This window comes from Rheinheimera sp. F8 (assembly GCF_001518915.1).
The window spans coordinates 292958-305780 of the sequence record NZ_CP013656.1; the positions used below are offsets into that span (position 1 = coordinate 292958).

10 protein-coding genes are annotated in these 12823 nt (G+C 50.9%); 9 read left to right on the forward strand and 1 reads right to left on the reverse strand.

From position 1 onward, the window contains the following. The first annotated feature begins 468 nt into the window (after positions 1–468). The 6 genes from ATY27_RS01405 to ATY27_RS01430 all read left to right on the forward strand — a co-directional run bounded on the left by ATY27_RS01405 (position 469) and on the right by ATY27_RS01430 (position 8268). Positions 469–2019, forward strand: a complete 1551-nt coding sequence (locus ATY27_RS01405; protein WP_208932358.1) for a GGDEF domain-containing protein — start codon at positions 469–471, stop codon at positions 2017–2019. 42 nt (positions 2020–2061) lie between these two features. Further along, positions 2062–3420 carry a nucleotide 5'-monophosphate nucleosidase PpnN gene (gene ppnN, locus ATY27_RS01410; RefSeq protein ID WP_208932360.1) on the forward strand — a complete coding sequence of 453 codons (1359 nt, stop codon included), beginning with the start codon at positions 2062–2064 and terminating at the stop codon, positions 3418–3420. A 195-nt stretch (positions 3421–3615) separates the two neighbouring features. Continuing rightward, positions 3616–4017, forward strand: a complete 402-nt coding sequence (locus ATY27_RS01415) for a DUF3192 domain-containing protein (protein ID WP_244151387.1) — start codon at positions 3616–3618, stop codon at positions 4015–4017. 5 nt (positions 4018–4022) lie between these two features. After that, complete coding sequence (locus ATY27_RS01420) at positions 4023–5702, forward strand: hypothetical protein (protein WP_208932363.1); 1680 nt, start codon at positions 4023–4025, stop codon at positions 5700–5702. Positions 5703–5897: 195 nt separating this feature from the next. Next, on the forward strand, positions 5898–6905 hold the full coding sequence (locus ATY27_RS01425) for an isocitrate dehydrogenase (protein ID WP_208932365.1): 1008 nt from the start codon (positions 5898–5900) through the stop codon (positions 6903–6905). Positions 6906–7056: 151 nt separating this feature from the next. Further along, the gene (locus tag ATY27_RS01430) at positions 7057–8268 is read left to right on the forward strand and encodes a methyl-accepting chemotaxis protein (protein WP_208932367.1); all 1212 of its coding nucleotides are present in this window, start codon (positions 7057–7059) and stop codon (positions 8266–8268) included. An 11-nt stretch (positions 8269–8279) separates the two neighbouring features. On the opposite strand, the gene nhaR is transcribed toward ATY27_RS01430, so the two are convergent. Next, on the reverse strand, positions 8280–9179 hold the full coding sequence (gene nhaR, locus ATY27_RS01435) for a transcriptional activator NhaR (protein ID WP_208932369.1): 900 nt from the start codon (positions 9177–9179) through the stop codon (positions 8280–8282). 129 nt (positions 9180–9308) lie between these two features. Here nhaR and ATY27_RS01440 point away from each other — a divergent pair, with 129 nt between their 5' ends. The 3 genes from ATY27_RS01440 (at position 9309) to dbpA (ending at position 12726) form a co-directional block, all read left to right on the forward strand. Continuing rightward, the gene (locus ATY27_RS01440) at positions 9309–9977 is read left to right on the forward strand and encodes a Bax inhibitor-1/YccA family protein (RefSeq protein ID WP_208932371.1); all 669 of its coding nucleotides are present in this window, start codon (positions 9309–9311) and stop codon (positions 9975–9977) included. Positions 9978–10308: 331 nt separating this feature from the next. After that, positions 10309–11250 (forward strand): alpha/beta fold hydrolase, encoded by a 942-nt coding sequence (locus ATY27_RS01445; protein ID WP_208932373.1) that lies wholly within the window; start codon positions 10309–10311, stop codon positions 11248–11250. A gap of 108 nt (positions 11251–11358) precedes the next feature. Continuing rightward, positions 11359–12726 (forward strand): ATP-dependent RNA helicase DbpA, encoded by a 1368-nt coding sequence (dbpA, locus tag ATY27_RS01450; protein ID WP_208932375.1) that lies wholly within the window; start codon positions 11359–11361, stop codon positions 12724–12726. The last annotated feature ends 97 nt before the right edge of the window (positions 12727–12823 follow it).

Consider the following 12823-nt stretch of genomic DNA (forward strand, 5'->3'; position numbering starts at 1 on the left):
TATGTAACCCACCATGTAATAGTACGAAATAACTTTTACTTTCGAATCGAAATATGTTTAAATATTCTTCGTTGGTGCCAGACACATCAACCCAACCCGAATGCTGATTTAATGCTGATACAGGAAAGTTGTTATGAACATGCTTACCGATGCTGAAGAGCAAAGCTGGTTACCCTACTACCTGACTAAAAAATAATTCGCTCAGCCCCGTTGCTGACGAAATAAATAAAGCCGGAGGCTGCAAAAGCCCCGGCTTTATTTATTTGTGGCAGAAATTCAATGTTTCGTTTCGAAAGATAATCATCAGCCTTTGATTGCTATCAACATCAATAAGGCAAGATATTGAATCTGTGGAAAAACATACAGAGCCGTACCAGCAGACAGCCGATTTTTTGACTGTGCTTTTTCCGCTTTAACGATATACTTAGGCCAGTCTTCATTGCCGCTACTGACGGGAACATCTGAGTCGTGGATTCCGAACAATCTCTCAAGCAACAACTTGCTACTGCCGTGAAAGCCCGCAAACAGCTGGAAGACACTTACGAAAGCCAGTTTACTATTCTGACGCAGTTCGTCGCCCGTTTGTCACTGGTCTGTAAAGGTATCGATGTTGAACTCGACAACCGGCTGGCCCGCTTGCGGCAGCAACTGAGCAACGGCACTGATCTGGAAAAGTTGTTACCACAAATCGATGCCACCTCCGAGCATCTGAAAACGCTGGAAACCAAGCAACAACAAGAAGTCAAAAAGGCGCAACTGACCATCAGTGAAGCCGGAAAATTGTTGCAAAAACAACGCGGTTTACCAAACCAACTGCGGCGAGACCTGCGAGATTTGCTCAGTCGTGTTGAAGAGCCGGCGCCGACCATCCATGCCTATATGCCACACCTGACGCATCTGACTGAGCTCTATCAGCTGGCGCTGAATGCCAAGCAAAGCATGGAGCTGGAGGAAATCTCAGACAACAGCAGATACGAGCGGATCTGCCGGCAAATCTCTGTAGAGCTTACCAATTTACTCAGTGAGCTGGCTTTTGAAGGCACCTACGCTAAAGCGATTGATGCAATCCGCCTCAGCCTGTTGGGTGAACTGAGCATCGAAAAATTGCTGGAAGCCTGTTTACGCACTATTGAAATTATTATCTCCAGCATTAACGAAGAGCGGCAATCTGCGCAGCATTTCCTGCTGAAACTCAATGATGCGTTGACCAGCGTACAGAATTCACTGGTTTCGTCACTGAAATCGACCAATAACATCCGCGACAAAATGGCGTTGCTGAATCAGCAAATCGAACAGCAAATTGAAGTGCTGAGCCATGAAACAAAATCAGCAACATCGCTGGAACAGCTGCAACGACTGGTCACAGACAAGCTCAACACGCTGAGCCTGTCGTTAAAAGACAAAGAAACGCTTGAAAAACAAGAACGTGAGATCCTGTTAGCGTCAGTCAAAGAAATGGATTCACGCTTAAAAGAACTGGAAGAAGAAGCTAAGCAGTTTAAAAAACGGCTGGCGGAACAGAAATTCCGTAGTCTGCAGGATGCGCTGACTGAACTCCCCAATCGGGCCGCATTTGACGAGCGCTACGAACTCGAACTTAAACGCAGTAAACGTTACAACAAGCCACTGTCGATTGTGCTGGCAGACGTTGATCACTTTAAAAACATCAATGACAGTTATGGCCACAGCGCCGGCGACAAAACGCTGAAAGTCATAGCCCGTGCGCTGAAACAAAGCATGCGCGAGGCCGACTTTATCGCCCGTTATGGTGGTGAAGAGTTTATTTTGTTGTTCCCGGAAACCCCGCTGGAGCAACTGGAAACCCCGCTGAACATTCTGCGGGAGAAAATCAAACGGATCCCGTTTAAATTCAAAGACACTAACGTCCTTATTTCCATTTCTTTTGGGGCGACACAACTTAAACCCACAGACGAAGGCCGGGAAGCTTTTGATCGCGCAGACGAAGCGCTGTATGAAGCCAAGCGGCAAGGCCGGGATCAGGTCATTCTGAAATCCTGATCCGGTGCGCTGCCGTCCCTGCTGCTGTTCAAGGAGCAACCGATGCATGTACAGTTAAACCCGTTAGGCGCGATGGATTTGTTGTCGCAGCTGGAAGTCGATCAGCTGAAGCAACATGCACACAGTGAAACCTTCAGATTGTTCCGCAATTGTTGCCTTGCCGTACTGAATGTCGGCAGCCATACCGACAGCTCAGCCGAAATCTATGACCTGTATAAAGATTTTGCTGTGAATCTGGTGGCCCGCGAGCGCGGTATCAAAATTGAGTTGTTTAATCCGCCAACCAGTGCTTTTGTTGATGGTGAACTGATCAAAGGGATCCACGAGCATTTATTTGCAGTGTTACGTGACATTCTGTTTTATCACACCCGGTTAGGCGCTGACACCAAACAGCTCGATTTACATAACAGCGAACATATTACCCATACCGTATTTGATATTCTGCGTAACGCTCAGGTGATCGCACCAGGCGCAACACCTAATATGATCGTGTGTTGGGGTGGCCATTCAATCAACGAAACCGAATATAAGTACACCAAAGAAGTGGGATATCAGCTCGGTTTGCGTGGGCTCGATATCTGCACCGGCTGTGGCCCGGGCGCGATGAAAGGCCCAATGAAAGGTGCCACCATCGGCCATGCTAAGCAACGGATCAGCAGCGGTCGTTATCTTGGTCTGACCGAACCCAGCATTATTGCCGCCGAACCACCGAACCCGATTGTCAATGAACTGGTGATCCTGCCAGATATCGAAAAACGTCTGGAAGCATTCGTGCGCAGCGCACATGGCATTATCATTTTCCCGGGTGGTGCCGGCACCGCCGAAGAACTGCTATATCTGCTCGGCATTATGTTGCATGAAAATAACCGCCAGCAGGTTTTGCCGGTGATCCTGACCGGACCGAAACAAAGTGCAGCCTATTTCAACGAGTTAACCAGCTTTATCGAAAAGACCCTCGGCAAAGATGCGCTCAATCTGTTTGAAGTGATTATCGACGACCCGGCGGCTGTTGCGCAAAAACTGAAGCAAGGCTGCCAGGCAGTCCGGCAATACCGGAAGTCAGCCGGTGACGCTTATCATTTTAACTGGACCTTGCAAATCGACGATGATTTCCAGCATCCGTTTGCGCCAACGCATCAGAATATGGCCAGTCTCGATTTACATCTGAATCAGGACAAAGCCCGTCTTGCCGCCAATTTACGCCGGGCTTTTTCCGGGATTGTCGCCGGCAACGTCAAAGATGAAGGGATTAAAGCCATCGCGCAACAAGGCCCGTTTATTTTGTCCGGTGAGCCGGCGTTGATGGAATTAATGGATACACTGCTGGAAGCTTTTGTCGCCCAGGGCCGGATGAAATTGCCTGGCAGTAAATACGTGCCCTGTTACCAAATCAGTCGCTGACCGGCCGTCCGTCGGACTGAACTCACTCTCCGGCGCTTTCTGGCGCCGGAGCTGTTTTAGCAAGGTATAGTGACAATTTCGCGCCTATTCAGAGAACTGGCAGATTTATTGTATAAGTGATGACCTGAACACATTGTATTGTCGGGTTATATGATTCTGGTTCAACGTTTGCTGCCCCAAAGCGACGGAGCTGCATTGAAAAAACACATTAAAATTGCCCTGCTTGCGGCCGCACTACTGGCAATCTATCCGCTGGCCACATGGCTTGCGCTGAACTTCTATCAGGATGACCCGGCCGATATGGTCTGGACCGATCGTGAAGCATTTAACCGGAAATTTATCAATACCCTCGATTTAACAGCTGTGGTGCAACAAGATCAGGTCCAGCAAAAACTCGGCGGACCGGATATCACTGAGGCCTACCAAAGCGCCGCTGACCTTTACCAACTGGTGTTTTACCGCACACAACGTGATATTTCTGATGGCATCACCACCAAGGTAGAGTGTACGGCTTTGTTGTACCGCAACCGACAACTGGTTGCTGTCGGTGACGCTGCACAACAGCAATTTCTGCAGATGCAGCCTGCCAGGCCCTGACCACGATGAGCAACGCAGTCACACAGCTCCAGAGCCTGTACCAATACCTAGATCGTTTGTATCCGCAGGCAACAGCATTAGCAGCTTCAGATAGACTGCAACTGGCCTGCGACCAGATCGCGCCAAAATTCTGTCAGTTTTATCAGCAACAACCGGTGTTGATGCAAGCTCAGCTGGCATTGTCATCCGCCAGCCACTCAGCACTGGCGAATCTGGCGCTGAAGCAGGCCGTCGTGATTCTGGTGATCGCCAGTCACAGTCAATGGCCTTTGTCATTGCAAGAGCAAGTGCTCAGCGCCAGCTTCGCCAGCTTATGCGGTCTGAAAACTGAAATGCTCGAGCAAGACGACGCGGACCCGATACAACTAAAAGACCCCTGGCTCATTACTTTACGTAGTCATCAGGCACATTTGCCTGCCGTCTGGCTGCAGCTTTTTGCCAGTTGCTGCCGCTTACGCCAACAAGCGCCAATCTGGCAGCAGGACCCATTGGCTGCTGTGTTGATATTAGCGTACCAACTGACTTTGCCACTTTCACAAGCCAGTACCGCCGGGAAAGTTGGCTTTGAAACGGTGTTTCGACAGATATGGCGCCAGTCTGAGGGCATTGGTCTGACCTTGCTGCAGCTCCTCAGCCGCAGCGGCGCTCAATTATATCAACTGGGCCGTTTTTGTAGTGACAGTATTGGTGCTGTGGCATTTATTACCGAAGCAGAGCCACAACTTCGTGGTTATCTGTTTGATTTAAATCTAAAAAGCCTGAGTGCAGAACCTATTGCGTTGGACGGCGCTGGCATGCAGCTGCTACCGCCCCGGGTGTGCAGAGACCAAAGCTGGTTAAGTTTATTAATTCGTCAGGCCAAAGACCTGCTGGAAACCGCAGACCCGGAGCCGATGTCACTGGCGTTGATCCAACAACTCAATCCAGACTGGCCGGTGAGCCGCCAGGTCAGTTTTTTACAGGACCATCCGGCGTTTTGCCTGTTACTGCGTAACGCGGCTTCTGATCTTAGCCGGCAGCAAACTCCGGTGAAAGACCTGCGCCATGCGCTGGCCTTAATAGGCGCTGAGCAACTGCCACTTCTGCTACGACAATCCTGGCTGGCGCAACAAACAGCCCTCTGTGCGCAACCCTGGCAGCAATGGTTTCGTCAGCTCGAAGTTGTTTTCAGTCAGGCATTGCAGTTACTGGCAGCACAGACCCGACGCGTAGATTTGACACCAAATCAGGCTAAGCTGATTGCCGGTTGTTTTAATCTGCAATTGCAACAACACGAAGCGTTGCGGCATCTGCCAATGCACCGGCCTGGCCGAAACAACCTTTCTGTTGTGACCGAATGCCGCATCCTGATCTGGCAGGACGTGGAAAGCCTGCGGCAAATCGCACAGCTATTGGCAGCCACCGGAGCAAAAATGTTGTGGCAGGATGCCGCGCTGAACTTTCGCACTGCGCCGGGCCTACAAGCAGATTACAGCCAGCAGCAAGCCGCGCAATTGCTGTTGCAATTTGGCTGGGTCTTGACGGAATTGTATTTCTGGGGGGGCGCCACAAGGCCGGATACACTGGAAGCGCTGTATAAAAACAGCCGGCATGCCCTTGATTTACCGGCCATCTCTTTGTCTCAGTGGCTGGAACAGCTCCAACACCAAAACCAGGCTTTTTGGCCACTTCAGCCGCAAATGTAGTTTTCTTTCATCATTTTCCGCTATATCGACTATTTCCAACGCTTATAGTGCTACGACCATGCCATTCTGGTAACGAATGACGAAAACTGCTATAGTCCGGCTGTTTCCGTTGGAGTCCAGACCTCAGACCAGAGGCTCAGCAGAGCCCACGACTCCGGCATTCTGTTTCAGCCAAATCCACCACGAAGGTTTTTTATGAGTGCACAAATTATTACTGTCATCAAAGGCGATGGCATTGGTCCGAGTATTGTTGATGCCGCGATCACAATTCTGGACAAAGTCGGATGCAACTTTCAGTATGAATATGTCGATGCCGGCCTGACTGCGCTGGAGAAAACCGGCGAACTGCTGCCGCAAGCCACTCTGGATGCGATTGCCCGCAACAAAATCACCTTAAAAGGTCCGCTGACGACACCGGTCGGTGAAGGCTTCACCTCAATTAACGTGACACTGCGTAAAAAATTCAATCTGTACTCAAATGTGCGTCCGGTGATTTCGTTTAAAGGCACCAAAGCGCGTTATGACAATATCGATATCATCACTGTGCGTGAAAACACTGAAGGCATGTACTCCGGTGCCGGTCAGGTGGTAAAAAACGAAGGTGAACTGGCGGAAGCGATGAGTATTGTCACCCGCGAAGGTTCTGCACGTATTGTTGAGTTCGCCTTTGAACTGGCCCGTCGCGAACAGCGCAAAAAAGTGACTATTGTGCACAAAGCCAATATTCTGAAATCGACCTCAGGCCTGTTCCTGAAAACAGCCCGTGAAGTGGCCGCGCGTTACCCCGATATTCAGACCGTTGAAATGATTGTAGATAATGCCTGTATGCAGCTGGTGATGAACCCACAACAATTTGATGTGATTGTCACCACCAACCTGTTTGGCGACATTCTGTCAGATCTGTGTGCAGGTCTGGTCGGTGGTCTGGGCATGGCACCAGGTGCCAATATCGGCAAAGACTGTGCCATTTTTGAAGCGGTACACGGCAGCGCGCCAGACATCGCCGGGAAGAATCTGGCAAACCCAAGCTCAGTGATCCTGGCATCGATCCAGATGCTGGAATACCTTGGCATTAAAGACAAAGCGCAACAAATTCTGACAGCAGTCACCGACGTCATCGCGTCCGGTGACCGCACAACCCGTGATCTGGGTGGTACACATGGCACCACAGATTTCACCCAAGCAGTGCTGGAACGTCTCTGATCCGCGCCATCGCTGAACAAGGCTGCCACTGTGCAGCCTTTTTTGTCGCAAAAATATGACCAATCGTGGCGAAGACTGATTTACCGCAAACCGCTGAAACTTTGCTATGGTAAATTCTGCAGCAGTCACAATCAGTTAGCGGGAGTCTGGCATGGGTTGGTTTTCAAGTCTGTATACCTCGGTAGAACGCACCTTTTTTGATAGTCTCAGCAAAAAAATCATCGGTAATATCGGTTTTCTGACCATCATTTTCTGGTTAGCGCTGTATTTCGCTTATCCGGATACCGGCGGTGCCAGCAGTGCCTGGTGGACCACGTTGTTACTGGGCACCGGCGCGTTCCTGTTTACCATTGGTTATCTGATTTACCTGATAGTGCGGCCGGTGCAAGCGCTGGTACAGGCGCTGCAAAAAGCCAATCAGAACGGCACCGATTTGAATCACCGTCTGCCAGCTTTTACCTACGATGAGTTCAGGACGCTGTCCGAGGAATACAATCAATTTGTCAGCCAACTGGCGCAGTTGCTGACCAAATTGCATCATCAGGCCCAACATACCCACCAGATCAACGAGCAGGTCAGCGGCGCCGTGAAGACCACCCGTAGCCACCTGCTGGCGACAGAACAGCGCAGTGAACAAATCCGCAGTGACAGTGATCACGTGCTTGATAAGCTGGCAGCCATTGTCAGCACCGGCGCTCAGATGAATCTGGTGGCGCAAACTACTGTGACCAAAGCCGCAGACGCCAGTAACGGCATGACCGCCATATCGACGCAACTTTCTGGCATTGTGCAATTACTGGAGACCTTTGGCGCTACCGTTGAAGGTTTACAAAAGAACTCGGAAAATGTGCGGCAAATTCTGCAGATGGTCGAGACCTTCTCCGACCAAACTAATCTGCTGGCACTGAATGCGGCAATCGAAGCCGCACGAGCCGGTGATGCCGGTCGCGGTTTTGCTGTAGTGGCAGACGAAGTCCGCACGCTGGCGGCGAAGGTGAACGAGGCGACGCGGCAGATTTCCGGTTTCCTCAATGATATGGAACGACTGGTGCGCGACACCCGCGCTGAATCTGAACGGCTGAATGAACAGGCGGGTCAGGCGCAGCAATCTATCGGAACGACCGCCAGCGAATTTGCCCAGTTGCAGCAGCAACTGGCACAAGCCAAACAGGGTGTGCAGCAAATCACCGGTTCTGTGCTGGATCTGGAACGCAGCTATCAGCAAACCCACCAGCACTTAACTGCGATTGAACAAGGCACCACTGACGCTTATCAGCAAATGTCATCGATTGAAACAGCCGGACAGACATTGTTAAAAGCGACCGCAGAAACTCAGCAACAGCTTGGACGATTTGCCCACTAACCGGCCCCCGCTCAGTTTCCGCCCTGAGCCAGTGCCTGTACTAATTGCAACACCGCCGGATGCGTTAGTTTCCGCTCCGGCGAGATTGCATAAAACACCTCTTTGACCTGGTCAGTGCGACCCACCACTTCCACTTCATACTGCCGGCAAATTTTTGCTTCAATCAAACTGGGTGCTGAAAAGACGCCAAGTCCCTGCTGACCAAAGGCTTTCATCAGGGCACTGTCGTCAAATTCGGCAACAATTTGTCCGCTTACGGCATGCTGGGCAAACCAGGCATCCAGCCGCTGCCGGATAATCGACCGCTTGCTTTGCAATAATAATGGTTGTTGATGTAAACAGGCCGGAAAACTGCTGCGTTTTAACACAGCCGCCAGTGCCGGAGTGGCAAAAAAACTGGTGCCCGATTCAACAATTTGGTGGCTGTAGGCTTTCAGCGGACTTGATGGCGACAACGGTTGATCTGTCAGCACCAAATCCAGTTTGTTCAGTGCCAGATCGGCCAACAAATGGTTTTGATCGCCTTCGACACAAATCAACCGCAGCTGTTCCGGCAAAGTAAATACCGGCCGCAACATCTCGTAAATAAAGGCTTTTGGTAACACATCGGTCACTCCGACGGTAAACGTTTGCCATTGCACACCATGGTGGCCTTTAAGTACAGTTCTGAGCTCATCGCCGAGCCGGAAGATATCTTCGGCATAACGATAAGTGACGCGCCCCAGCTCGGTCAGTCCCCATTTCTTTCCACTACGGACAAATAATGCAGTACCGGTACTGTGCTCCAGCGCAGCTAATTGCCCACTGATGGTTTGCGCTGTGACATGCAATTGTTCGCTGACTCTGGCAATACTGCCCTCTTTGGCGACCAGATAAAAATAATACAGCTGATTAAAATTGACCGGTGTCATGTCATCACTAAGTAAGTTATAAACTGATTTATAATTAGGTATATTCGATTTTACCGAATAGCACAATCTTTGTTTTAATGCAGAGAGTTAAAACCGGCTGGCAACAGCTTTATTCAATCCGGAGTGCATATGACGACATATCATCAACAGGCCTATAGCGGCGCTCTCGGCGTCGAACAGGCCAACAAAGTTTTACGCAACACTTATTCGCTGCTGGCGATGACTTTGGCATTCAGCGCCGTGATGGCCGGCGTCAGCGCCAGTATGAATCTGCCACATCCCGGTATTCTGATCACGCTGGTCGGTTACTTTGGTTTGTTATTCTTCACTACCAAATTTCGTAACAGCGCCATGGGCCTGGTTGGGGTTTTTGGTTTGACCGGTTTTATGGGTTACACCCTGGGTCCGATCATCAACCGCTACCTGGCGCTGCCAAATGGTGGTGAGATTGTCATGTTAGCGATGGCCGGTACCGCGGCAATCTTCTTTGCTCTGTCGGCATACGCCCTGATTAAAAAGACCAACTTCAGTTTTATGGGCAGTTTCCTAACCGTTGGCATCCTGGTCGCTTTTCTGGCCGGCCTGGGTGCCGTCTTTTTTGAAATTGCGGCGTTAAGCCTGGCTGTTTCTGCGATGTTTGTCCTGTTGATGTCCGGCATGATCCTGTACCAGACCAGCGAAATTGTGCACGGTGGTGAGACCAACTACATCATGGCAACAGTCAGCTTGTTTGTATCAATTTTTAACCTGTTCACCAGCCTGCTGCAGCTGCTGGGTTTTATGAATAGTGATGAGTAACCAGGTTCGACCGTTAGACTTTTTCCAGTTCATGTTCCGTTAGTAAGACCCTTGAGCAACTCGACACCCGCTCTTTGCCCCCGTTTTTCGGGGGCTTTTTTTATGTACAGGATTTAAGGTAAACCGAAAATACAAGAGCGGTGTTGCTGGTGAAGCATCGATGCTATGCCCTGGTCCAATAGTAACGTCTCCGGTAGTCAGCACCAATCCACTCTTTGTTACTGTCCGACAACTCTTGTTACAAAGCCCTGCCGTGCCATCTGATTACTTTCTGTTGCAGAGCTGTTAGCTTAGCCTCGCAATTTTTAGGATCAGACCGGAGTATTTTGTCATGTTGAATCAGTTTCTGCTGGGTCGGCTATTGCTGCTGAGTTGTGCGCTGCTGTTTTCTGTCGCCGCCAAAGCTGACTCGCTGCCAGGCAGTTCCGGCATGGCACAAGGCATTTATTACCAGACCTTTGGCACTGGACAGCCGGTACTCATCATCAATGGCGGGCCAGGCCTCGACAGTGCTGGTTTTGAACCGGTCGCTAAAGCGATTGCAGCGCAAGGCTTCCAGGCCGTCCTGTTTGATCAACGTGGCACTGGACGTTCGCCACTAGCAAAAATCGATGCTGATAATATCCGTCTGGAGCTGATGGTGCAGGACATCGAGCAACTGCGTCAGCACTTGCAACACGACAAACTGATTATTTTGGGCCATTCGTTTGGCGGTATGCTGGGCGCCGCGTATGCAGCGAAGTATCCGCAGCATATCCAGAAATTAATTTTCTCGTCATCCGGTGGTTTAGATCTGCAGTTCCGCGATCAAATCGCCGAGCGGTTGCTGAATAATCTCAGCATGGAGCAACAGATTAAAATGCAGATGTATCAGCTGCGACAACGCAGCGGGGACGAATCGGAATCAACACGGGATCAGCTGGCGCAGTTGCGCGCCAATGCCTATGTCATCGACAAAACTAAAGCGCCGCTGATTGCTGCCCGGCTTAAAGTGGTCAATATGACGATTAATAGTCTGGTATTTGCCGATCTCGACCGCATGCATTTTGATTTGAAGCAGCAATTTAAATCCTTTAAAGCGCCGGTCCTGGTGCTGCAGGGCGAAAAAGATATTATCAGCGTCGAGACCGCTAAAACCATTGCCGGCAGTTTCAACAATGCCCGGCTGGTACTGATGCCAGACTGTGCCCATTATGGCTGGCTCGACCAACCACAACTGTATTACAACGCTTTATTTGCCTTTTTACGCGCATCACCTGAACAGAACAGCTAACGCCGGTTTGCCGGCGGTTGCCCTGCGGCAAACCGCATAGAAAAAAGCATTGACCCACCGGTGAAATTCTATACACTGCGCCGCTGTTTTCCCTGCGCCGAGTGACTGATGAATCCAACTGCAATAACCCTGAAAGCCGAACTGCAACAAAACCTGAATGACCTCGGTTTTACCGAACTGACGCCGGTACAACAAGCCAGTTTACCGCTGATCCTGGCCAAACGGGATTTGATCGCGCAGGCGCAGACCGGCTCAGGCAAAACCGCAGCCTTTGCGCTGGGTATGTTGCAGTTACTCGACGTCAAACGCTTTCGCATTCAAAGTCTGGTGTTATGTCCGACCCGTGAGCTGGCCGACCAGGTCGCGACGGAGATCCGCAAATTAGGCCGCGCCATTCACAACATCAAAGTGCTGACCTTGTGCGGCGGTGTGCCGTTTGGCCCACAGCTGGGCAGTCTGGAACATGGCGCCCACATCATTGTCGGCACACCGGGCCGCATTGAAGAACACTTACAAAAAGGTTCATTACAGCTGCAGGATCTAAACCTGTTAGTGCTGGATGAAGCCGACCGGATGCTGGAAATGGGTTTTGCCCCCAGCCTCGATGCCATAGTGCAACAAACGCCGAAAAACCGGCAGACGCTGCTGTTCAGCGCCACCTTCCCGCGACAGATTGAACAGTTAGCCGGCCGCTATTTAACTGAGCCGGCACGGGTGCAGATCGAAACAGCCGATAATAAACCGGCTATCGACCAACAGTTTCACGCCATCAATAATAACGACCGTTTTATGGCGGTCGAACTGCTGCTCAAACAACATCAGCCGGTTTCTGCCGTGTTGTTCTGTAACCAAAAACGCGAATGTCATGATTTATGGCAGTACCTGGTCGATCAGGGCTTTAGCGCCCTGGCCCTGCATGGCGATCTGGAACAACGCGATCGCGATCTGACACTGATCCGATTCAGTAACCAAAGCTGTAACGTGCTGGTAGCGACCGATGTCGCCGCGCGCGGGCTGGATATTCAGGGGCTGGATCTGGTGATTAACGTGCAGCTGGCACACGACACTGAGACCCACGTCCACCGCATTGGCCGTACCGGACGCGCCGGCGCCTCTGGTCTGGCAGTCAGTCTGGTGACGCCGGCTGATGACTATAAACGCGCTTTACTGGCCGATTTATATCCGGCGGCAGAACAACTGCTGGCCGTGCCCGATGCAAGCTTATTACAACGAGCACCGCGCACACCTGCGATGGCGGCGATCTGGATTGACGGCGGGAAAAAACACAAAGTCCGGGCCGGTGATATCGTGGGTGCGTTAACCGTTGATCAGCAAATCGAAGGCAATCAGATTGGTAAAATCCAGGTAACGGAGTTCCATTCTTATGTCGCAGTGCCAGCCCTCCAGGCTAAACATGCACTGAAGTTGATCAGTGCCGGCATTAAAGGCCGCAACTTCCGCTGCCGCATCTGCTAAGTAACCACTAAATTTCCTCCCTCAGACGCTGCATTGCAGCGTCTGCAACCTTCCCCCCAGCTGTACTGGGCAGTCCGGAAAATTCAGGCTAAGCTCG